At 64.4% G+C, this 20,944-nt stretch carries 21 protein-coding genes; 10 read left to right on the forward strand and 11 right to left on the reverse strand.

Annotated features, from left to right (window positions below; translation table 11 throughout):
• Positions 1-14: 14 nt before the first annotated feature.
• From ABD882_RS05270 to ABD882_RS05285, 4 genes are all read left to right on the forward strand, one after another.
• Positions 15-1,394 (forward strand): deoxyguanosinetriphosphate triphosphohydrolase, encoded by a 1,380-nt coding sequence (locus tag ABD882_RS05270; protein WP_425563339.1) that lies wholly within the window; start codon positions 15-17, stop codon positions 1,392-1,394.
• Positions 1,394-3,268 carry a DNA primase gene (gene dnaG, locus ABD882_RS05275; RefSeq protein WP_345185072.1) on the forward strand — a complete coding sequence of 625 codons (1,875 nt, stop codon included), beginning with the start codon at positions 1,394-1,396 and terminating at the stop codon, positions 3,266-3,268. Before ABD882_RS05270 ends, dnaG begins: the two co-directional genes overlap by 1 nt.
• A 32-nt stretch (positions 3,269-3,300) precedes the next feature.
• Positions 3,301-4,071: an ATP-binding cassette domain-containing protein gene (locus ABD882_RS05280; RefSeq protein ID WP_345185073.1), complete on the forward strand. Its 771-nt coding sequence runs from the start codon at positions 3,301-3,303 to the stop codon at positions 4,069-4,071.
• A 71-nt stretch (positions 4,072-4,142) separates the two neighbouring features.
• The gene (locus ABD882_RS05285; protein ID WP_345185075.1) at positions 4,143-4,520 is read left to right on the forward strand and encodes a VOC family protein; all 378 of its coding nucleotides are present in this window, start codon (positions 4,143-4,145) and stop codon (positions 4,518-4,520) included.
• 235 nt (positions 4,521-4,755) lie between these two features.
• Here ABD882_RS05285 and ABD882_RS05290 read toward each other — a convergent pair whose 3' ends face one another.
• Complete coding sequence (locus ABD882_RS05290; protein WP_345185076.1) at positions 4,756-4,995, reverse strand: hypothetical protein; 240 nt, start codon at positions 4,993-4,995, stop codon at positions 4,756-4,758.
• A 368-nt stretch (positions 4,996-5,363) separates the two neighbouring features.
• Between ABD882_RS05290 and ABD882_RS05295 the strand changes: the two genes are divergently transcribed.
• Positions 5,364-5,726 carry a hypothetical protein gene (locus tag ABD882_RS05295; protein ID WP_345185078.1) on the forward strand — a complete coding sequence of 121 codons (363 nt, stop codon included), beginning with the start codon at positions 5,364-5,366 and terminating at the stop codon, positions 5,724-5,726.
• A gap of 55 nt (positions 5,727-5,781) precedes the next feature.
• Here the strand turns inward: ABD882_RS05295 and ABD882_RS05300 are convergent, their stop codons facing one another.
• The 3 genes from ABD882_RS05300 to ABD882_RS05310 form a co-directional block, all read right to left on the reverse strand.
• A complete protein-coding gene (locus ABD882_RS05300) occupies positions 5,782-6,252 on the reverse strand; it encodes a hypothetical protein (RefSeq protein ID WP_345185079.1) in 471 nt (156 codons plus the stop codon).
• 468 nt (positions 6,253-6,720) lie between these two features.
• The gene (locus ABD882_RS05305; protein ID WP_345185081.1) at positions 6,721-7,278 is read right to left on the reverse strand and encodes a hypothetical protein; all 558 of its coding nucleotides are present in this window, start codon (positions 7,276-7,278) and stop codon (positions 6,721-6,723) included.
• Positions 7,279-7,360: 82 nt separating this feature from the next.
• Positions 7,361-7,753, reverse strand: coding sequence for a hypothetical protein (locus tag ABD882_RS05310; RefSeq protein WP_345185082.1), 393 nt, complete (start codon positions 7,751-7,753; stop codon positions 7,361-7,363).
• Between the two features lie 176 nt (positions 7,754-7,929).
• Here ABD882_RS05310 and ABD882_RS05315 point away from each other — a divergent pair, with 176 nt between their 5' ends.
• Positions 7,930-8,613, forward strand: a complete 684-nt coding sequence (locus ABD882_RS05315) for a hypothetical protein (protein WP_345185084.1) — start codon at positions 7,930-7,932, stop codon at positions 8,611-8,613.
• A gap of 122 nt (positions 8,614-8,735) precedes the next feature.
• Positions 8,736-9,335 carry a hypothetical protein gene (locus ABD882_RS05320; protein ID WP_345185086.1) on the forward strand — a complete coding sequence of 200 codons (600 nt, stop codon included), beginning with the start codon at positions 8,736-8,738 and terminating at the stop codon, positions 9,333-9,335.
• Between the two features lie 33 nt (positions 9,336-9,368).
• Here ABD882_RS05320 and ABD882_RS05325 read toward each other — a convergent pair whose 3' ends face one another.
• A complete protein-coding gene (locus ABD882_RS05325; protein WP_345185089.1) occupies positions 9,369-9,881 on the reverse strand; it encodes a hypothetical protein in 513 nt (170 codons plus the stop codon).
• A 259-nt stretch (positions 9,882-10,140) separates the two neighbouring features.
• On the reverse strand, positions 10,141-14,172 hold the full coding sequence (locus tag ABD882_RS05330) for a phage tail tape measure protein (protein ID WP_345185090.1): 4,032 nt from the start codon (positions 14,170-14,172) through the stop codon (positions 10,141-10,143).
• A 284-nt stretch (positions 14,173-14,456) separates the two neighbouring features.
• Between ABD882_RS05330 and ABD882_RS05335 the strand changes: the two genes are divergently transcribed.
• The 3 genes from ABD882_RS05335 (at position 14,457) to ABD882_RS05345 (ending at position 17,606) form a co-directional block, all read left to right on the forward strand.
• Entirely contained in the window at positions 14,457-15,545 is a 1,089-nt protein-coding gene (locus tag ABD882_RS05335; RefSeq protein ID WP_345185092.1) for a P63C domain-containing protein, read from the forward strand.
• Positions 15,546-15,993: 448 nt separating this feature from the next.
• Positions 15,994-16,938: a hypothetical protein gene (locus tag ABD882_RS05340; protein WP_345185095.1), complete on the forward strand. Its 945-nt coding sequence runs from the start codon at positions 15,994-15,996 to the stop codon at positions 16,936-16,938.
• Between the two features lie 53 nt (positions 16,939-16,991).
• Positions 16,992-17,606 carry a hypothetical protein gene (locus ABD882_RS05345; protein WP_345185097.1) on the forward strand — a complete coding sequence of 205 codons (615 nt, stop codon included), beginning with the start codon at positions 16,992-16,994 and terminating at the stop codon, positions 17,604-17,606.
• Positions 17,607-17,767: 161 nt separating this feature from the next.
• Here the strand turns inward: ABD882_RS05345 and ABD882_RS05350 are convergent, their stop codons facing one another.
• From ABD882_RS05350 to ABD882_RS05370, 5 genes are all read right to left on the reverse strand, one after another.
• Positions 17,768-18,145: a hypothetical protein gene (locus ABD882_RS05350; protein WP_345185099.1), complete on the reverse strand. Its 378-nt coding sequence runs from the start codon at positions 18,143-18,145 to the stop codon at positions 17,768-17,770.
• 9 nt (positions 18,146-18,154) lie between these two features.
• Positions 18,155-18,415, reverse strand: a complete 261-nt coding sequence (locus ABD882_RS05355; RefSeq protein ID WP_345185100.1) for a hypothetical protein — start codon at positions 18,413-18,415, stop codon at positions 18,155-18,157.
• A 185-nt stretch (positions 18,416-18,600) separates the two neighbouring features.
• Positions 18,601-19,854 (reverse strand): ATP-binding protein, encoded by a 1,254-nt coding sequence (locus tag ABD882_RS05360; protein ID WP_345185102.1) that lies wholly within the window; start codon positions 19,852-19,854, stop codon positions 18,601-18,603.
• Positions 19,851-20,672, reverse strand: a complete 822-nt coding sequence (locus ABD882_RS05365) for a hypothetical protein (RefSeq protein WP_345185104.1) — start codon at positions 20,670-20,672, stop codon at positions 19,851-19,853. The genes ABD882_RS05360 and ABD882_RS05365 overlap by 4 nt, the downstream gene beginning before the upstream one ends.
• A complete protein-coding gene (locus tag ABD882_RS05370) occupies positions 20,669-20,896 on the reverse strand; it encodes a helix-turn-helix transcriptional regulator (RefSeq protein WP_345185107.1) in 228 nt (75 codons plus the stop codon). The genes ABD882_RS05365 and ABD882_RS05370 overlap by 4 nt, the downstream gene beginning before the upstream one ends.
• Between the last annotated feature and the right edge of the window lie 48 nt (positions 20,897-20,944).

The following is a 20,944-nucleotide window of genomic DNA, read 5'->3' on the forward strand; positions in this document are numbered from 1 at the left end:
CCGGCGCCACTGTCATCGACGGCGCGCCGCTGATCGACGGCTACGACGCCCACGACGGCGCCCGCTTCTTCGCCGAGACGCATCGGTCCGAGCGCGACGACTTCGCCCGCGACCGTGCGCGGGTGCTGCACTCGGCGGGCCTGAGGCGGCTGGCGGCGAAGACTCAGGTGCTGAGCCCCGCGAGCACCGCCGACTTCGCGCGCAACCGGCTCACCCATTCGCTCGAGGTCGCTCAGGTCGGGCGGGAACTGGCGATCGCCCTCGGCGTCTCCGCCGACGTCGTCGACACCGCCTGCCTCAGCCACGACCTCGGCCACCCGCCGTTCGGGCACAACGGCGAGCGCGCCCTGAACGACTGGGCCGAACACATCGGCGGATTCGAGGGCAACGCGCAGTCGCTGCGGATCCTGACCAGGCTCGAGGCGAAGGTGCTCGACGACCACGACCGCTCGGTCGGGCTCAACCTGACCAGGGCCAGCCTCGACGCCACCTGCAAGTACCCGTGGACGGTGGACAGTCCGGTGCCGGACCCGGGCGGACGGCTCAAGTTCGGCGTCTATCCCGAGGACGAGGACGTGTTCCGCTGGATGCGCGAGGGCGCTCCAGGCAGGCTGCGCTGCATCGAGGCCGAGATCATGGACCTCTCCGACGACATCGCCTATTCCGTGCACGACTTCGAGGACGCGGTCGTCAACGGCTACCTCGACGTGGCCCAGCTCGCGGATCCCGCCGAGCACCATGCGCTCGTCGGACGGATCCAGCAGTGGGTCGGCTACGACTTCACCCGGGAGGATCTCGCGGACGCGCTGTACCGGCTCACCCGGCAGCCGATGTGGCTGAACTCGTTCGACCGCTCCCGTCGCGACCTGGCGCGCCTGAAGAACCTCACCAGCGACATGATCGGCCGGTTCGCCCGCGCGGCGGTCGCCGCGACCCGCGAGGCCTACCCCGGAACGACGCTCGCCCGATACAGCGCGCATGTCGTCGTCCCCAAGGTGATCGAGGCCGAGATCGCCGTGCTCAAGGGCATCATGGGGCAGTCGATCGTCACGATCGACGCGCGCCGCGGTGTGTACAAGGAGCAGCGTCGGGTACTGAAGCGCCTCGCCGATGCGCTGTGGTCCACCGACGCGCTGTGGACCGCGGGTGCCGACGTGTTCGAACCGGCGTTCGCGGCGGACTTCCACGATGCCGGATCCGACGCGCAGCGCGCCAGGGTGGTCGTCGACCAGGTCGCCAGCCTCACCGATCAGACCGCGGTCGACTGGCACAACCGGCTGGTCGGCGACATCGATCCTGCCGAGGTCGGCATCTGGTCGCCCCGGCATGTCCGTCCCCGGGCCTCGCACGGTTCTCGCGCCGCCGCCCCCGATGCAGAACGCCGTGTGCCCTGATGCCGCGCATCCTGCAGGCCGACGTCGATGAGGTGAAGTCGCGCACGAACATCGCCGACATCGTGGGGGAGCGCGTCGCGCTGAAGTCCGCGGGTGTGGGGTCGATGAAGGGCCTGTGCCCGTTCCACGACGAGAAGAGCCCGAGTTTCCACGTGCGGCCGCAGGTCGGCTATTACCACTGCTTCGGCTGCGGGGTCTCCGGCGACGTGTACTCGTTCCTGCGCGAGATGGACCACGTCAGCTTCACCGAGGCCGTGGAGCGGCTCGCGGGGCGCGTCGGCTACACCCTGCACTACGAGGACGGCGGTCCCGCTCCGGAGACCAGCGGCCGCAGCCGGCTGTACGCGGCGAACACGGCTGCGGCCGAGTTCTTCCGCGGCCAGCTGCTCAGTGCCGAGGCGGAGTCGGCCAGGGCCTTCCTCGGCCAGCGCGGCTTCGATGCCGGCGCGGCGGCCCACTTCGGCGTCGGCTACGCGCCCCGCGGCTGGGACGGCATGCTCAAGGCGCTGAGCACGCAGGGCTTCACCCGCGATGAGCTCACGGCCGCCGGACTCGTGTCCGCCGGACAGCGCGGGGTGTACGACCGGTTCCGGGGCCGCGTGGTGTGGCCGATCCGCGACGTCACCGGTCAGACCATCGGCTTCGGGGCGCGCAAGCTCTACGACGACGATCAGGGGCCGAAGTATCTGAACACCCCGGAGACGCCGATCTACAAGAAGGCCCAGGTGCTCTACGGGCTCGACCTCGCCAAGCGCGACATCTCGCGCGGCGACCCCAAGCGGGTCGTGGTGGTGGAGGGGTACACCGATGTGATGGCCTGCCATCTGGCCGGCGTCACCACCGCGATCGCGACCTGCGGCACCGCGTTCGGCTCCGAGCACATCAAGCTGCTGCGCCGAGTGATGGGCGACGACTCGGCGGCCGGCGAGGTCGTGTTCACGTTCGACGGCGACGAGGCGGGCCAGAAGGCGGCGCTGCGCGCCTTCACCGAGGACGACCGCTTCAATGCGCAGACGTTCGTCGCGGTGGCACCGGACGGCCTGGACCCCTGCGATCTGCGCCTGCAGCGCGGCGACCAGGCCGTGCGGTCGCTGATGTCGGCCAAGGTGCCGATGTTCGAGTTCGTGATCGATCGGAAGATCGGATCCTTCGACCTCAGCACGGCGGAGGGGCGGGTCGGGGCGCTGCGCGCCGCGGCCCCGATCGTCGCCGAGATCCGCGATGCGCTGCTGCGCCCCGAGTACGAGCGGATCCTCGCCCGACGGCTCGGAATGGATCCGACCGACGTGCACGCCGAGGTCCGCCGCAACGAGCGCCGCCGCGGGCAGGGCGAGACCCCTGCATCGGAACGCTCCCACGGCATGGCGACGGCCGCGCCGAGCGCCGATGCGGCTCCGTCGGTCACTCTCGTGACGTTGCGCACCCTGCCACGCACGGGTGATGCGCATCTGGAGCGCGACGCGCTCATGGGCGCGCTGCAGTACGGTCACCAGCTGGACGCCGCGCTGCTGCAGCGCGCGATGAGCGCTCCCTTCACGGTGCCCGCACTCGACGCGGTGCGGGAGGCGATCACGCAGATCGCCGACCGGCAGCGTCCGGGGTGGGCGCTGCAGGCCGTGGACGCCGTCCGCGAGCCCTATCGCTCTCTGGCGGGAGAGCTGCTCATGGCGGCGTTCCCCGCGAAAGACGAGGAGAGCGCCAAGCAGTCATCCGCGGGCCTCTGCCGCCGGCTCATCGTGCGGGGGCTGGATCGGGAGAAGAACGAGCTGCTGGGCGCCATCCAGCGGCTTCCCGCCGAATCGGACGGTGCGCGTGCGATCGCCCGCAGGCTCGTCGAGATCGACGTCGAGAGGCAGAAGTTCATCGAGTCCTGACATGCTGCCGTCGGTTCAGGCAGGATGGAGCCATGGCGCGAGCAGCGGGGGAGGGATCGGCCGCGATCGTCTGCGAGGACATCGTGATCGATCGGATCGGGCACTCCGGTCCCACACGAGCGATCGACGGCGTCACATTCGCGCTCCCGGCGGGTGAGCTGATGTGCATCGCCGGGGCGACCGGATCCGGCAAGTCGACCCTCGTCGGAGCGCTGTCCGGCGCCGCCGACCCGTCGATCCGCATCGTCGGCGGAGGAGCGACCGTCTGCGGCGTCAAGGTGCGCCATCCCGGGCGGCGCCTGCGCGAGCTCACCTATCGTGTCGGATACCTGCCGCAGAATGCGGGGGCGCAGCTCACCCCGCAGCTCACGGTGCAGGAGATCATCGCGGAGCCGATCCTGCAGCGCGAGCGACGCGTGAACGTCAAGGCCCTGGCGATCCGGGTCGCGACGCTGCTGGATGAGCTGCACCTGCCGCTGGGCCTGGCGTCGTCGTTTCCGTACGAGCTCAGCGCGGGCATGCGGCAGCGCGTCGCGATCGCGCGGGCGTTCGTGCTCGATCCGAAAGTGCTCATCGCCGACGAGCCGCTCGCCAACCTCGATCTGGAGGTGCGCCCCGTCGTGTTCGCTGCGATCAGCCGGCGCCGCACCCAGACCGGGATGGCCGCGCTCCTGGTGAGCAATGACGCCGCGTTCGCCCGGGAGCTGGGCGCCGAGACCCTGATGATCCGTGGCGGGCACGTGGTCGCCCGAGGTGCCGGGGCCGACCTGCTCTGGACACCGGGGGTGGAGCGCTCCGCCTGACGCCGTTGCACGAGTCGCCCGTCGGACATGGGGCCCTTGCCCTCGCCGATGCCCGGTGCGAGACTCGGCGCATGAGTTCAGAAGCTGCCATCGCCGTTGCGATGTTCACCGTCGCCGACCAGGATTCCGCCGTCGCCTTCTACACCGAGGTCCTTGGCTGGGAGGTCCGCATGGACGTGAACTGGGGTGAGGGAGAAACCGCCGGACGCTGGGTCGAGGTCGCCCCTGCCGGGTCCACGGCACGCCTTGCGCTGAACCCGCCCATGGGCGGAGAGCCCGGAGGCGGTTCGATCGGCATTGAGGTGGCCGACCTCGCGGCAGAGAAGGCACGGCTGCAGGCAGCGGGCCTCGTGGCCGCGAACGAGATGCCGGCAGGCGGCCCCGTGCCCGCGATGTTCTCGATCAACGACCCGGACGGAAACTGGATCTGGGTGGTGCAGGCCGACTGACGAAGCCCCGTCGCGAGGACGGGGCTTCGGGGGATTGCTCCCCGGCTTGGACTCGAACCCGAAACCCAGCCCTATCGTAGTGCGGACGATTTCCCCGAGTGGCCGAGATGACGCCTACTTGAGTCGTCCTTGATCCCGCCCGATCACAAGCAATCTCGGCCAATTGTGGGCAGAATGTGGGCACAGGAAAGCCCCGTGCGATGGTGTCGTGTGCACGGGGCTGACCTGTACTGACTCAGTCCGCGGGGTGCGCATTCCTGTCGACCCAGTCGAGTTCCTCAAGCCGATCGTCCAGATCGAGGAAGAGCGCGAGCTGACTGATCAGGTCGAAGTGCTGGCAGAGTGCGAGCACAAGTTCGGCGCGGTCGATCTGGAAGGATGCGCTCTCGCGCCCGCGTGACCCGTCGGGGTTCACGATGTTCGAGTACAGAAAGACACTTCCGGGCTCATGCGGAACCTCCTCGAACGTGATCATGCAAGCCCGGTCGGTATCGAGTATCGTAGTAGACATTCCAGTTCCTCCATTGAATTGGGATCATGCCCCGGGATAGTTACAGCTATCGCCGGGGTTTATTTGTTGAGTTGTGAACATTCTACGGGGATTGCGCGTCGGAAGCAATAGGAATGCGTTGGATTAAGCGGTCCATTTTGAATCGCAAGGGCAGAGAGAGAACTCATATTTAAAAGAACTCATATGGGCGTAGCCGACTCTGGGCAGAATGCGCGCAGGATTTTTTCTTTCTAAATTTGTCAAATATCATTGAGGTAGCAATTCGGGTATCGATGACGTGTGCATCTTTGGCGGAGTGGTGGCTGCCATCGCCAACGACTACGCTCAGCGCCATGACCCGAGTCGCCGCGGCACTCCTACTCTCCGCAATGGTCTTCGCGCTATCCGCTTGCTCAGCTCCGGCAACCCCAGAATCGCGATTCGCCGAGGATGTCAAGGTGGCCGCATCCGCGGAAGGCGTCAACCTCTCTAAGGTCCCAGACTTTGTAGCGCTGGGGAAGTCGGCGTGCGACCTCGCGGAGACCGTTGCGGATCAGAAGAGCATTCTCGGAATCACGACCAAGCGAGAGCAGATCGACGCTGCCGCAGCCCTGGGATCGGTCGCTGATCCGAACGGCTACAACCGGATGCACGTGGTAGTCACTGCCGCGCTTGCCGACTTGTGCCCGAAGGTAGCCCTCCCCGCGAGTAAGTAGCCTGGGCGTTCTTCGGATCGGCCTAAGACTTCGACTCTGTGCGCGTCTAGGTTGCCTAGGAGACGAGGAACGACCTGATTGCCGGCGCGACATCCGGCGAAGTCCGTGGCACCCTGTCCGGGGCTTCCGGAGCGCCCCCGACAGCGTGAAGCCTCCATCCGCCAAGCTCAGGGCGCCAGACCCAGGTGAAGACGAATGCGATCTCTACCGATTGGGTAGCGGTGATCAGACCAATACTGCCCAGGCGAATCAACCAGACATAGGCGACATCTCGAGCCCCAGGTACCTGCCTGGCGGCGTCGACGAGCGCAAGTGGCTCCTGTCGACGGAGCGCATCGCCGACCGCGCGGAAGTCACCCCAGGCGCGCCTCGACTCCGGTGTGACGAACTCGCCGACGATGTGAAAGTCCTCATCACCTGTCAGGACGTTCCGGATCGCACCAGTGAGCTTGACGGGCTCGTTCTCTGGGAGCACCTCGAAGGCAACTCGTTCATCGTCGAGATCTGTCCACTGTTCATCCGGCACCGCGCGGAGTCTAGCCAGGCGTGTGCTGCGTGGAAAGTCTCTCCGAGGGAGGATTTGTCATCTCCTGTGCTTCGACGCCCTCATTCGAGGTCGATGACGACGGTGTCCCATCAAAGCCTTGGGACGAGAACGGCGAAGCACGGTCCGCGCGTCGTCTTCGAGAAGCTCGGTAGAGGCCATCGACGCCAGAAGCGTCCACGCGAGGCCGAGGACGGATACTCCCGTGCACACCCATGCAAGTGCGCCGAGGAGTCCAGAAAGTCCGTTCACGGCACAACCACTGATCGCAAATGCGAGCCCAAACAGGGACGCAGACAGGACCCATACCGCGATATCCCTAAACCACTTTCGCCTTCGCAACTTGATCGCCGTGCTTCGCCGCTCGAGTACCAGCGTGATCATTACCAAGGGAAAAAGCGATACGAGCGCCTGGCACGTCGCAGCATTCATCACCATGTGGAAGTGGTCCTAAAGGCAGTGGGCATCGGTTACCCGACTTGTGAGGTCGGGCGTTGCGTCGCCTGCGTATTTCAGTTCAACCACCGCTGGGTGCTGGGGGTCGAGGGCGCCAGTGATGGAGTTTGTTCTGCCCACGACCACGCCGTCGGAGGTTTCGAGGTTCGCCGCTATGTAGACCCCAGTCACGCATGGGCTAACAACCGCCACTGAAATCCACGAACACAGCAGCATGGTGGTGCAGCCCCCATCCATTGGCTTGATGAACACCTCGCCATCCGCCGTCGGTGACGGGAAGAATCCCGCCGCCACCGCGGCAGCGTCAGCCTCGGCCTTCAAGCGTGCGGTCTCAGCCGCTGCCGCTGCGACGGCTTGCGCAGCGGCTGCCGCCTCCGCGGCCGCGGCGTCATCCTTCGCCTTCTTGTCCGCCACCGCCTTGTCCAGCGCTTCCTTCTTCTTGAAGGCAACTGCATGCTCGGATTGCGCGATTGCGACCTGCGTCTGTTCGAAGACGAGAAACCCGCCGCTGCCGACAGCGACAAATAGTGCGACAACCAGCAAGAGCGTCACGCTGCCGCGAGCGAGGCGTCTTTCCGCAGGCCTCTCCACGGTCGCGCGAGACAGCGGTCGCGAAGTGGGCGGCTCCGGCGGGTCACTCATTTGTTGTCTTCTGCTCAAGCAGCGCCGTCTGATGCGCGATCGTGCGCATCTGCTGGTAGGCCTGTAGCCCCAGGACTCCCGCGCCGACGGAGCAGGCGAGTAGCAGCGCGGCCGCAGTGATCCATGGCCACGAGCGCCGCACGCGCTTCTTGCGCCACGGGATCTTGGCGCGACTCTCCCGTTTCGACCGGATGCCCTCAGCCTCCGTCTCGAGACGGTGTTCGGCGTCAGGCGTGGGCTCCCACCCATCCAGCCTCGGAGGTCGTACGTTCCATTCCTGGATGTACGCGATCTCGTAGCCCGTGAGAAACCACGGCCATCCGCCGTCGGGCGCTGGATTACGACCACGAACGAGGAGCGGGCTTGCTGGCTCAGCTCTTGACATGACATGCCTCCCCAGAAGGCTTGATTCACACAAGGTAGCGCCTTGACGGGTGGGGTAGCCAGGCCGGAACGGAGAGATGCCATTGTGATCGAGTCCTCTGCCCCGGTTCGAGTAGGGAGCGACGGGTGGTCCTCTCGGCACGTTCGCTGCCGTGCGGTAGTCGATAACATGTGTAAATGGGGAACGCCGCTGATGAGCTTCACGCGCTGTACTCTTCGTGGCGTGCCAAGGTCGAGGAAGCGTCCAACGTCGCGAATGCTCTCCAGGTTGGGGAGTCTCACGGGATTGCCGAGATTCGGAGAGCATTTGGACTACTCGGGACGATAAGCGGACAGCTGCAGATCCTCGGCGCCGCAGGTTTCAAGGTGCGCGTGTTCCAGCGACAGCTCGACGGCTGGTCGCGCGTTCCGCTTTCCCTCCCCGCCGGGTGGGCCCAAGGCGCGGCGCCCGATCATGTTGCCACGCTCGATCAGCTCGACCAGATCGAGGCATTGGCCGGATTTCTTGATGGCAAGGTGATCGACTTCGATGACGCTCGGCTTCAGGGGTTAAGACCGCTCATCGATCACGCGGATTCGCTGCTTACCGACGACGACATGGATCCCGCGCTGCGGTCGTACATTCGCCGCTTGATATCGGAGATCAGGCTCGCACTAGATGACGAAGCCGTAGGGCACACGTTCGACTTCACGTCCGCAGTTGAGCGGCTTCGGGTCGCGTTTCAGGCCGCTGCCGAGGCGGCGCCCACAGGAAAGAAATCTGCGTGGCGGGATCTGGCAACGCAGATCATCGTCGGCCTCGTGTCCACCGGTGCGGTTGAAGGTGGGCGGGCTCTTCTCTCCATCGCTATGGGCTCCTAGAACCCGCGCTTCGTTTCTGACACGAGTGGCATCATTGGCACTCAAGCGCCAAGTCGAGGCCACGGGTCTTCATCCACTTTGGCGTACATGGATGGCGAACAGCAGGGTACTAACTTGTGTCTATGGAACAGCAGCTACGAGCCTCGCAGCGGGACTTCTGGATGTCCGAGGCAGCCGCCGCGGAGGATCGGGCCAGAGCTGAGGGGCATCAGATCCAGGCGTGCCTTGGCCTTGGCGTGACGGTGATTGCCGGCGGGATCATCACTTCTGACATCAAGGTGCTGGACGTATCCCTCGTCGCGAGCATCGTGGTGTTTTCAATCTGGCTGTTGGCATTGATAGGCACTTTGCACTGGTCCGAGATGACTGCTTTCGCCACGAAGCGGTCTGTCGCGGAAGGCCGTGTTGCGAGTCTTCTTGAAGGGCACGACGCGGAACTGTACCGAGGCCTCCTGAACGAGACGAGATTCGGTCGGTTCTGGTGGGCGGGGCTTCTGGCAACGATTCTGATTTGCTCTTGCGTGTTCGGATACACCTTCGTCTTGAAGTTCTCGGAGGCACTCAAGCCCCTTGCTGGGTGGCAGACGCCCGCGGTCGGGCTAGGAACTGTCGTCGCGATCCTCACCGTGGTTCTGGTCGTGGCGTCTGGTCTGTCCCGGCGTAGGGCTATCCTCAACCATGCGGCGAGCGTTCCACAGTCTGCGGCGCCGCCTATAGCGTGACCCATCGGAGCAGCGGCGTGTCTTGCACGAGGATCACGCCTCTAACTCCTGGTGGCGCTCGATCTCAGTCCAGGCGAGCGTCATCGCCTCCAGGACGAGTTCATCCCACTTCTCCGCGTCGACGCTTTCGCGCAGCGCGCCTTTCATGTAAGTGAGCGCCAGGTCGACCACGTGACCGAGTTGGCGGCCCACGTTCTGGTTGTAGGTGTTCAGGTTGGTGGTCAGCTTTGACTGCCGCTTCTCAAGGCGGTCCAGCACGTCTTTCAGGTATGTGAGGAGCACCTTTGCCGCCTCGAGATCCTTGGACCCCGCGATCTGCTGGATGTCACCGATCTGGCGCAAGGCGATCGTGAGTAGAGCCTTCTCAGCCTCAGCGTCCTCGAGCCAGTCGCCCTCCTGGAGCAACTCTTTAACGCGCAGGCGGACCCGTGCCGGGGTGAGCGCGCCACCGATGCGCTCCGAGATGTCTTCGGGGGAGAGCTTCATCGCCGCGTAGACGATGATCTGCTCCTCGACGGAGCCTTTCGCGAGGTCTAGTTGCGCCATAAGGCGGCGTAGTTTAGTGGCCTGGCGTCATTGGCGCCACAGAAAGATGAGGCACCTTCCACGGCCCTCGCTGCCTGTCCATATCCCGAGCCACTCTCGAGATGATTCGCGAATCGTGCATCGTGGCCTGTCCGACAAGGGTGTGAGAACGTTACTTCATAGGGTCAGGGAGCGGGCCCCGCGCCCTTCCTCTACAGGCGTCCCACTGTGTCGATAGTGCGCGTGGCATGAATCTGGACTCCGCGCGCATGCTCAGTCGCTAGTACCTGCCCAGCGAATTGGCGGTAATGTTCGCTGCCCGGGCAGCGTTCCCAATCGCTTCGCTGCCGATCTGGAGGCTGGGAGAGTAGTAGGCGATTGCGCGCGCGAGCGTGTCGATGTCGGCCGGGTTCCAACGACCTCCATCGCTGGCACCCGAGAACCCCGCGAAGGATCCGTTCTTGCCCGCCATGTGCAGGCGGTCCATGAAGCCAACACCGAAGAAGTTCACGGCAGGTTTCGACATCACGTACTCGTCGCGGTGGACGTTGCCTGCGATGTCGAGAGGCGCACCCGCGCCCGTGTAGCCACCATCGGAGTAGTTACCGGAAGACAGCTGGGAGGAGAGTGCCTGGATCCGTGCGAGCAGGTCGTAGTTGCGGCTGACCTGCGAGTCGGTGCCCGCGTGCGGAAGCATGAGCGCCTGGAGGGCGGCGATCTGCGCGGTGAGCGCCTGCCCGCGGGACAGCTTGCCGTAGTCGGGCGCCTGGACATGGACGGGCACGTCGAGCGGCGTGTTGGCGATCTGCTGCTTGGCGCGGGCGAAGAACTCGCGCAGGGCCGCTTCGGCAGGTCCCAGGCCGGATACGCTGACGTTCGCGGGCGGGATGTTGTTGATCACCGTAATCAGGTCGTCGAAGTGGTTGGCGTACACGTCGATCTCCTGGCCGGAGAAGCCCATCTGGGTCGCCTGGGCGATGAACTCCTGCTTCAGCTGCGCGACGCGGACCTTCAGCTCGTCCTGAGACAGCCCGGACGCCGCGAGCGTCTTCACGTAGGAGTCGTAGGACTGGACGAGGCTGAGGATGTCGGACCGGTTCTGGATCGCCGCGGCAGAGTTGCCCTGTAGGGAGGCGGTCATCATGTCCTGTGCCTTGATGATCTCCTGCTGGTTGGCGGCCATCTGCGTGTTGATATCACCGATGTCCGCACGCAGCTGTGCGGCCTGCTTGGCGTCCCCGTAGGTCTGCGCGATCCCGAGCTGGTACTCCTTCGTCGACTTGGATGCGGCGAGTTGGCTCTGCTTGGAGTACAGGTCGGAGAGCTTCTGGTCGGCGTCCGCGATCTGCTGCTTGATCTTCGCCCAGCCCGAGGCGATCGAGTCAAGGCCCTGCTGGCCGCCGAAGCGGATGTCGAACGCCCGGGAGAACACTCCGCCGAGATCGTTCGCGTAGTCGATGAGCGTGCGGACCTCTTTGACAGCCTCCTGCGCGGACTTCTGGGCCGCCTTCGCCATCTGGTCCAGCTTGTCCTGCGCTTTCTGCGCGCCGGTGTCGATACCCGCGAAGAAGCTCGAGAAGTCCTGCACGGCAGGCTGGACGGTCTTGCCTCCAGCCAGGGAGGTGATCATGTCCTGGAGGAAGGAGAGCTGGTTCGCAGAGGCGTAACCGCCCTGCACGATCGTGTTGAAGAGTGCCTGGAGGTTGGAGGCGATGGTCTGCGAGTCACCCGGCGTATCCGCGGCGATCGCCTTCACCACGGCCATGAGCGCGCCCATGTTCGCACGTCCGGCCTCCGAGTAGACACTCCACTGGGCGCCGTTCTCCCCGAGCGCGGACCCCAGGCTGTAGACCGAGTTCTGGACGGCGAGCACCGACTCCTGCGCGTCGAGAATGTCCTTGATGGCGTTAGAGATGTCGTCGGCGGTCTGCTTCGACTGCTCGGCGAGGAGCTTCTGCGCGTTGACCCCGGTGCCGATGGCCGCGATCGCCGGCGCCATGTTGACGCGCCAGCCTTCCTCGAAGTCACGGGCCGACTGCCCGCCCGCGAGGGCCGCGTCTTTGGCGCGCTCTTTGAGTTGGTCGAAGGAGTCGAGAACCGCCTGCTGCTGGGTGGCCGTGCTCGCCTTGCTCCAGGCGTCCGCGTATGCCTGTGCAAACTTCTGGAGCTGGTTGATGGTGGGGTTCAGCCAGTCGTTCGCGAAGGCGAAGTCGGCCTGCTTCTTGCCGAGCGAGGCGAGCCCAGCGTCGAGTTGCTTCCCTGCGCTGTTCAGGTCGTTCTGTATGCCTGTCGTGATGCGCCCGGCCCTGGGTGCGCCGCTGCTGGTGGTGGCCGCGAGACCGTCCGCCGTCGACTTCCCGATGGCCTTGATCTGGGCGTTGATATCCGCGAGGTCCTGCTTGGAAGTGCTTCCGGAGGCAACTCCATTGAGCGCCTTCGCGAGGCGGTCAGCGTTGACGCTCGCGCCATCCGCCTCGAGTGCCCAGGAATGCAACTGATCGACGAGCGGTACCGCGATCATCGCGATGGCGGCGACGCCCAGGAACCGGAGTCCGATGCCGAGTGCGGCAACGGTCTTGCCCGCGCCTCCTGCGGCGGCTTCGGCGCCCAGGAGTGCGGTGGTGAGCGTGTTGACGGAGAGCGCGGATGCGGTGGTGGAGATGCCCATCTCCGTCGCGGCCGTGCGGACGGCGAACAGGGAGGCGGCGAACCGTGCCATGCCGCCCACGGCGATGAGGGTCACGCCACCGAGAAGCGTGATGGTCAGCAGGATGCCTGCGATCGTCGCGGAGAACGGGTTGTCGACGAGCTTCTGGAGCCAGCCGACCAGGCCGATCAGTCCGTCGACGAAACCACCCAGGACGGAGGTCGACTTGCCCACGTGCTCGATGAGCAACTGGAAGTTGTTGACGAGGATGCGGATCTTCTCCGCGATCGTCGACGTGATGACGTTGTAGTGCTGGGCTACGTCCGCGCCGGAGTCCCAGCCACCCTTGGCGTCTTTGAGTGCTTTCGCGAGCAGGTCCGTGTTCTGCGCGAGGCGGAGCATGGTGGGGATGTCGCGGGCGGACTTGACGCCGATGTCCTGGAGGGCCTGGATGGCCTGGGACTGGTCGAGGTTACCGATGCTGTTCAGGAGGGTCTGGAGGGCGCCCGAGGCGTCCGTGCCCCAGCTCTGGGAGAACTGCGCAGCGCTTTCGTTGCTGAGCCGGGCGAAAGCGTCCAGCTTCGTGCCGCCGTTGGCGACACTGGTGGCGATGTTGGTGAACAGGCGCGTGACGGTTCCGCGGGCAAGCTCCGGCTGGACGCCGAGGGACGCGAGCGCGCCGGACAGGCCGACCACCTGATCCGCGGTGAACCCGGCGACCCGCGCCATCGGGGCGATCTGCGTGGACAGGCTGAGGATCTGGGACTCGGTCGCGACACTGTTGACGCCGACACGGAGGACCGCGGAGCCGAAGTTCTGGAACTTCGCGGACGGGATGTCGAGCAGGGCCGCGAGGCGACCGAACGCGGTTCCGGCCTGGTCGACGGTGACATTCGTGGTCGCCGCGAACTGGGCGACGAGCTTCGTGAACTCGGCCACATCCTGGTTCGCAATACCCAGCTGTCCGGCCAGCGCGCCGATCTGCGTCAGGTCGCCCCAGGAGGTGGGGATCTGAGAGAACAGGTTGTCGAACTGTGCGCGTAGGGCTTCCGTCTGGTGCCCGGTCGTGTCCATGTAGGTGCCGGTGGTTCGCACGACATCCGCGAACTGGCGGTCCATCTTGATGGACACCGCGCCCACTGCGATCGACAGGCCCGTCATCGCGATGCCGGTGTAGGTGGCGGTCTGGGCTACGTCGTACAGCGCGTAGCGCAGGCGGGGGAGGGACTGGATGGCGCCCTGGCTGGCGGCGTCCAGCAGGCTGATGTTGGAGCCCTGCTGGAAGGCGTTCAGGTCGGCCTGTGAGACGCTCTTCGTGTTCGCCGGAGAGGCAAGGAACTGCTGCGCGCTGACGGGTGTCTGACCGGATGCGAGGCGAGCCTGGTTCAGTGTGCGGTACGCACCCGCGGCCTCGAGGACCTTCGCCTTCAGCGTGTCCCAGGATGCCGTGGAACCTGCGGGGATCGCGACGGCGGTCTTGGTGGTGTTCGCTACGCCCGCGAGTTCTTTGAAAGAGGTGCTGACTCCGCCGAGCGCCTTGTTCATCGCCTGGCTGGAGGTGCCTGTCTCCTGCTCGAGCTGGCGGACGAGCGCGACGACCTTCTCGAGATCAGCCTGGCCCTGCACGACGAGACGAAGAACGTTCTCGTTGACGTTGTCGGCCACAGATCACCTCATCCCGGCCTTGCGCGGCACGGCGCGGAGTCTAGGCGTCAGGGTGCTTCCTCATCCCGGCTCCAGCCGGGGCGTGGGGGGCGTGGGTCAGCAGAGTGTGCTTGCTGGCACCCTTCGCGCAAGCATGGGTCAATCCGACCGGCGCGCGGGATCGTGATTCTGCTGAGAATCCGCCGCATAAATCCGGCTCATGGCGTGGCGCACACGGCAGAAACCTGCTCCCGCATGCAAGCTGATGCTTGCCGGTAAGCACCCCGACCTGAAAGAGGACGCTCATGGCTGAAGAAGGTTCCCGAGAAGAGAAAGATGAGGCGCTGTTCGATGCGAGTGAGGGCGGGAAAGCCAGGGCGCGCAAGCTCAGCCCAGAACGTCGCAGGGAGATAGCCCAGCGGGCCGCGGAGTCGAGGTGGGACAACACGATCCCGCGCGCGACCTATACCGGGGCGATCATCATTGGGGAGCGCAGGATCGAGTGCGCTGTTCTGCCGGATGGGACGAGGGTGCTTTCACAGGGCACCGTGATGGCAGCTTTGGACCGAGCGACTAAGAGCGGCGTGCGACGCAACGCCGATACGCCTCGTCGCGCTCCGTTCCTCAACGCCAACAACCTGGACACGTTTACCCCGGAAGGGCTACATTCCGACCTGGAACCGATCCGATACCGACTTCCCAACCAGCGGTTCATCTCGACCGGGTATCGAGCAGAAACCCTTCCGAAGGTCTTGGAGGTATATCTCGCCGCCCGACAGGCGGGCGTGCTTCAGGACAGCCAACTCGGGGCCGCGCAGGCGGCCGAGGTGCTGATGCGGAGCTTCGCCCAGGTCGGCATCACGGCGCTAGTCGACGAGGCAACGGGTTACCAGGAGGTGCGAGCTCGAGATGAGCTTCAACAGCTCCTGTCGACGTATGTGTCAGAGATGTTCCGGCCGTGGGTGGCGGTGTTCCCAAATGAGTTCTTCCGGGAGCTCTACAGGCTCTACGGTTGGGACTACAAGGAGGGCAAGACCAAGCATCCGCAGTACATCGGCAAGTTCATCAACGATCACATCTACAAGCACCTGCCTGAGCCGGTGCTTGGTGAACTTCAGCGTCTTAATCCGCGCCGCGATTCCGGCCACCGAGCGCGCAAGCATCACCAGCATCTCACTGTGGACACCGGCATCGAGCACCTTGACAAGCAGATCGTGACCGTGGTTACGCTCCTTCAAGTCAGCGACGACATCGATCAGTTCCGTCAGCTCTTCGATCGTCGCTTTCCGCACCAGTCTCCGCGTCAGGCTCTGCGCGTCGTGGCGAGTGACACCCAGGGAGTGCTTACCGATTTCATCGACGATTGGCTCGACACGGACAAGTCCGACGACTGATCGGCCCGCCCCGTCTCCTCGGAGAAATGGGGTCGGCCTCGGTCAACGACGCGACCACCGCAGCTGGCAACTGTGACGATGAAACGCTTGCTCGCGTTAGAGGCGACCCGGGGTTCGTGTCGGCCAGCGGTCGAACTCCCACAGCCGGTCCAGTCACCGTGCCAAGGACACACGCCCCCGCCCACCCTCCTACACGAATTGTCTCACCCGTTGCCAGTCCGTTCCGCTGCGCGTTCGCGAGGAGCGCAGCTATGAGGCCACCGATCTCCGTTGCCCGCCGGCCTCGCCCAGCCGTGCACTCGGCACAGGATGCAACGGGCGAGTCTAAGACTCCGGCCATTGCACCTTTTCGACGGGTATGGCTCGCGCACGCTCCGGCGGCTCCCCGGTTAACGCCCGCTTTGCCACTACCGTGAGCGTAGACAGTCGCATTGTGAGGAGGGGGCATATGGCACAGCCTGGCCCGAAGTTGCGTGAACGTACGATCAACTTCTACGAAGTGGTGAAGTGGATCAACGTGACATCCAACGAACGTATGGAGCAGGCCGACTGGCAAGCCATCCTACGGGAGCTGGCGAGTGTGCCGCTCCATGATCGGGTCTGGAGTGGCCCTGATCGCACCCTCATTGGAGAGGTGATGCATGTAGGGGGCGCCTATCACCTGAAGTTGATGCTTGTCCGGGATCAGGACGCCTGGCTCGATGTCTACAACGAGCAGAAGGATACGATTGGCGAACTCGAGTTGGACGAGGCTACGCAGCTTGTCGAGCCGTCGATCATCGCGTTCCTCGACTTTGGCAACGTGATCGGGCTCATTCAGGGTTCAACGACAGCCCCGACGCCGAGCTCCTTCACCTTGTGGCTCAACAACTTGAAGATTCTGGGGGACGGATTCGTCGTGGACACCGAGCCAATGGTGTCGCATGAGATACAACAGATGATCAACCAGTCCACTGAACTTGATCGTATCTCGATCAAGGTGCACACCAACAAGGCCGATGCGCTGGAGAAGCGTGGATCGAAGCTCTCGAACGTGCTCCGGGCAGTTAAGGAGGAATACGGCTCGATGGTTGTCACCGTGATCCTGCAGCCGGGACGGGCGAAGGATATGGCCGAGGGGCGGAAGGCGGTTCGCGAGGAAGCGAAGGTGATCGCCGAGGCGTCCGACAACAACGAAATTCGTAGCGCGAAGGGGCGACTCGTCTACATCGAAGCCGACGACAAGCGACATGGCGTAGACGTAGACTTCGCGAAGCAGAAGATCACCGCGAAGAGGAAGATTTCCACGACCGCGGAGGACGGAAGCCCGATCCGAAACGAATCGGCCGTCCGCGCGATCATCGACGCGGCTCAGGAGCATGAGCAGGAGTTGCGCAAGATCGTGAACGCCTGACCCGATGTCGGTGGCCGCTGCGAGAATCGGGGCGGGATCGGAGAGGAGAGGGCATGCGTGACGCAACAATGAAGGCTGCGGCGAACGTCCGTGACTTCTGGATTGACCGCATTTGGTTGGACTACCTGATCACCGTCGCCATTCTTGGAGCGCACCTCCTCCTGATCCAATGGTGGCCGTGGCTGGACATCCTCGCCGCCGCTTCAGCGCCCGATCGGCGTGCCGTCTATTCCGCTGTGGCGATCGTTGTGTCGCTGCTCGGATCTTTTAGCGCGGTCGCCATCGGCCAGCTCAGTTCGGCGAAGGGCGAGCGCGCTGACATTCTGCGCGAGGCAGGCGGTGCGGACCTTGCTCATAACTGGCGCAGCGTATTCCGCACGGCCTTGCTATGTGCGCTGATCGCGATCTTCGGGCTCCTGCTTGACCCGTCCAATCCGCCGACGGTCACTGCGGCCAGCCCCCAACCGCTGACCCCGGAGATCATCCGGTGGGTCTTCGAGGCCGGTCTGATCTTGGCGATCGTGCGATTCGTGCGCCTGAGCGCGTTGTTCGTCGAGGTACTGGATGTGGCCTCCCGCGGCGGGTCTGATGCTCCCGGTAGGCTGGCCGCCCCACCGGTGCCTGACCCTGACTGGGCGAAGCGGCGCAGGGCGGGAAACGGGGCCTGAGGTCTTCAGTGGGCGATCGCTAGAAGTGTCTGACGCCCTGCGTCGGGGAGATTTGGCCTCTCCAACCCCCTCTTGTGTGATGTCTCGGAATCTCGGTGGCGAACTGCATCAGAAGATCCGTGGTGTTCTTGTCCCAGCCTGCGTTGCGAAGCCCTATCCGCTCAGCGCCGGCGGCTCTTGAGTGGCGTTCCTTCGTTCGCTTCGCCTCGTCGCTGGTGCGCGCACTCGTCTCCACGCATCCACGCGCGGAAGCAGGGCTCTTCCACATGCCAGGTGCCGCGCTTGAGTCGCTGTCCACCGTGAAGCTCGCCGCGCTGAAGGGCCGACATGATCGTCCAGCGGGAGAGGCCGCTCTCGGCGACCATCTCCTGGATACGCAACGGTTGGCGGCTGATGTGGATTGGCTCGGAACCATCTGCCGTCGGTAGCGACCGAGTCAGACGCTCTTCGATCAGGACGGTGATCGCGTCGCCGAGCAGATCGGCGAGGCGGTGGACGACGGCGTCCTCCCACTCCCGCGGAATGCGTTCTTCGTTCATGGGCGGAGACTATTCGCCTAGAAGGAGGCGGAGCTGGTAGTCCCAGTCGACATCTTTCTCGAGGTCGCTGAGTCCCATCTCCTGCTTCAGGAGGCGAAGGAGCTTGCTGCCGTCGAAGACGAAGCAGTGTTCCCCCTCGTTGCAGCCGCCGTCCTGGCAGGGAAACGAGATAAACACCCTTGTGAAGCCGTGCTCGTCTGTCCCGACCTGCTTCGCGAGCAACTCGATTTCACGAGCACCTTCGATTTGTTCCCGGACCATCGTTGCCATCTTGCAGAGTCCTTCCACACGAATACCCCTGGGGGGTATAGATTATCGGGGATATTCGGCCATGGCAAGAACCTCTGGCACATATCCCCACTTCATTCAGGGACCTAGAAGGTGCGTAATCCCCGGGCCAGCGAAAGCATCTCCCTATATCCCCCACTCCCTATAAGGGGGATGTAGGGGGATGATCACTCGGGGGAGTCTCCGGTCGAAGGGAGGGCGACCGAGAACAGTTTCTTGTTGCCTTCCGTGCGGACGTTGAGTTCTCCGTTCTCAACTGCGTTCCGCAGGAACAGCGAAACTGTGTTCTTGGAGATGCCGCGGATGCCGAGCTGCTCGATCTGTCCGCTGGTCATCTCTCCTCGCACCGATAGCGTGGTCTTCAAACTGGACAGATGGGTGTCGGCGATGACGCTTCTAGCGTCAGCCGCAAATGCGAGCCTCCTGCCGTCGTAAAGCGAAACGAGCCCACGCGGAAGATCTACATCGCGACCCTGGGCTTCGAAGAAGCGGAAGGCGCCGGGATCGTTCGGGTCCTCCCTCTGCAATTTCCAGATCGCGTCGGGCCAGTCTTCGAAACGAGAGTCGCCCCGGGCGTTGGTACCTGCGTGGCCCATGTGATGGACCACAACTCCTTCCGAGATACCCGCTTCAGCCTTGAGAGCATCGAACGCGCTAAGAAGCTTCCCCGCCTCACGGTTCTCGTCCAGCCCGAGCGAGTCCATCAGCGGTCGTACCGGGTCGAGTATGAGTACGTCGAACCCCCGGAGCTGTTCTGCCCACCGCGCGCGAGTGGAGGGGTCGGTGATCCGGAATGTGCCGCCCTTGCCGCGGAGGGGGACCGTACTGAGCGCGTCGGTTCTGACGATGCCCTGGCCGTCGAGCCAGGTCAGGGCGGTAGCACGACTCATCTCGAAGTCCAGGATGGCGACGCGACGAGGCTCGCTCACAGCGAAGCGGTCGAGGAACGGCACGCCGTCAACCAGGGAACGCGCGAGGTTGTTCACCATGCTCGTCTTGCCGGTCTTCCGCTGCGCTGCGAGAAGAACGTTGCCGCCGCGGTGCATGAGCCCTTCGATGATCCAGGGCTCCTCGCGGATTTCGCTCGCCAGGAGGGCGCTGAGAGTTTGGAGGGGAGGGATCTCCAGCATTTCCGCCTTCTCCGCGTCGAGGTAGGCCTTCCCCATTTCTCGCGCACGGAGGTTGACTACCTCCTTTTGCATGGGCTGGGGGAGTCGCTTGTCTTCCTCGCCGAGGATGACTGACCGCTCGTGCAGGTCCGCGATCTTCGCGCGCTCGAGCGTCTCCTGGTGCTTCTGTTTCGCGGCGAGCGCTCGTCGGCCGACCTCGGCTGCTTGGAACTCAAGAAAACGTCGTTCCACGTCCTCCTTGTCGTACCAGGCATCGCTCGCGTAGGTCGCCGCGTCGGGATGGAGGTTCAAAGGCGCTCCTTGATGATTCGCCCCTCCAGGCGCGCGTCGGCCACGTTTGCGCGAATGATGAAGTCCCGCGACTCGGGGCTGCGCTCGAGCATGTGTCGCTCCAGGTCGCTAGGGAAGAACGCATAGGCCTCTGGGAAGCCGCCGGCTGCTTCTGCCGTATCGACGAGGCGGCCCACCACCTCGCGAACTGCCGCGCGCCGCACGGACGCCCACATGTCATCGATAAGTTGATCCGTGTAGACCGCGGGCTTCGTCGCCTCCTGGAAGGCGTGCTCTCGCGCCTCGAGGAACCGACGGAGCAAGTCTCCTTCGGGGCCTGCCAGGCCAGCGAGCAGGTCGAAGAAGGTTGCGTCAGTCTCCGCGTTCTCCTTCCGCTCTAGGGCTGCGGGCCCCAGCTCTCGGAACAAGTCTTGACCGCGCGACACCTCTGCTTCGGTAAGCCCTGCTTTTGTCATCGCTGTCGTCATCGACTGCGCAACCGTTGCAATTGTAGGAGGCCACGCCTGGAGCGCGGCCGCTTCCACCTCGGATCGCAGCTCGGTGTGGGCGGAGCCGTCATATCGAAGCTTCCAGTCAAGCACTCGCACAGAGCGGATCCGGTCCAGCTCCGTGCAGACGAAGGAGGTGAACTCCGTCTCGATCAGGAAGTAGATGGCTTCTTCCCTCGGATAGGCCACATACTCTTCGATGGCGCCGTCGGCGACGCGCTTCAGGTGCTCGAGGTAGTCCTTCGACTTGGAACCTCGCCACTCGTCTCGCATCGCGATCACTGTGGGGTTGGGGTTGCTTGTTCGCGTGCTGTCCTGAACGCTCATCATGCGACCTCTCGCGTGCTCGTGAACGCGGAGCGCTCGAGCCAGTGAATGACATCGTCCCGGCGATAGAGGACCAGCTTTGCGGTGGGCTTGAGATACGTGGGTCCGAGACCGCGGTATCGAAGCTGGGCAAGCGCCGCCTTCATCATGCCCGGGATGAGGAGCGCGACCTGCGCCGGCGTCAGGTAGACCTCTTCTGGTGTCGTGGTGGGGTGAATGTCCGTCAACGGGAACCTCCTCATGTTGATCGATCTGGGCTGTTGTCACTCTCAGTC

The sequence above is a fragment of the Microbacterium panaciterrae genome, assembly GCF_039541635.1.
Taxonomy (GTDB): domain Bacteria; phylum Actinomycetota; class Actinomycetes; order Actinomycetales; family Microbacteriaceae; genus Microbacterium; species Microbacterium panaciterrae.

Bases quoted from the DNA above. Each gene is read 5' to 3' on its own strand.
- dnaG (WP_345185072.1), top strand. From the start codon at position 1,394: ATGCCGCGCATCCTGCAGGCCGACGTCGATGAGGTGAAGTCGCGCACG.
- ABD882_RS05280 (WP_345185073.1), top strand. From the start codon at position 3,301: ATGGCGCGAGCAGCGGGGGAGGGATCGGCCGCGATCGTCTGCGAGGAC.
- ABD882_RS05285 (WP_345185075.1), top strand. From the start codon at position 4,143: ATGAGTTCAGAAGCTGCCATCGCCGTTGCGATGTTCACCGTCGCCGAC.
- ABD882_RS05290 (WP_345185076.1), bottom strand. From the start codon at position 4,995: ATGATCACGTTCGAGGAGGTTCCGCATGAGCCCGGAAGTGTCTTTCTG.
- ABD882_RS05295 (WP_345185078.1), top strand. From the start codon at position 5,364: ATGACCCGAGTCGCCGCGGCACTCCTACTCTCCGCAATGGTCTTCGCG.
- ABD882_RS05310 (WP_345185082.1), bottom strand. From the start codon at position 7,753: ATGTCAAGAGCTGAGCCAGCAAGCCCGCTCCTCGTTCGTGGTCGTAAT.
- ABD882_RS05315 (WP_345185084.1), top strand. From the start codon at position 7,930: ATGGGGAACGCCGCTGATGAGCTTCACGCGCTGTACTCTTCGTGGCGT.
- ABD882_RS05320 (WP_345185086.1), top strand. From the start codon at position 8,736: ATGGAACAGCAGCTACGAGCCTCGCAGCGGGACTTCTGGATGTCCGAG.
- ABD882_RS05325 (WP_345185089.1), bottom strand. From the start codon at position 9,881: ATGGCGCAACTAGACCTCGCGAAAGGCTCCGTCGAGGAGCAGATCATC.
- ABD882_RS05335 (WP_345185092.1), top strand. From the start codon at position 14,457: ATGGCTGAAGAAGGTTCCCGAGAAGAGAAAGATGAGGCGCTGTTCGAT.
- ABD882_RS05340 (WP_345185095.1), top strand. From the start codon at position 15,994: ATGGCACAGCCTGGCCCGAAGTTGCGTGAACGTACGATCAACTTCTAC.
- ABD882_RS05345 (WP_345185097.1), top strand. From the start codon at position 16,992: ATGCGTGACGCAACAATGAAGGCTGCGGCGAACGTCCGTGACTTCTGG.
- ABD882_RS05350 (WP_345185099.1), bottom strand. From the start codon at position 18,145: ATGAACGAAGAACGCATTCCGCGGGAGTGGGAGGACGCCGTCGTCCAC.
- ABD882_RS05355 (WP_345185100.1), bottom strand. From the start codon at position 18,415: ATGGCAACGATGGTCCGGGAACAAATCGAAGGTGCTCGTGAAATCGAG.
- ABD882_RS05365 (WP_345185104.1), bottom strand. From the start codon at position 20,672: ATGATGAGCGTTCAGGACAGCACGCGAACAAGCAACCCCAACCCCACA.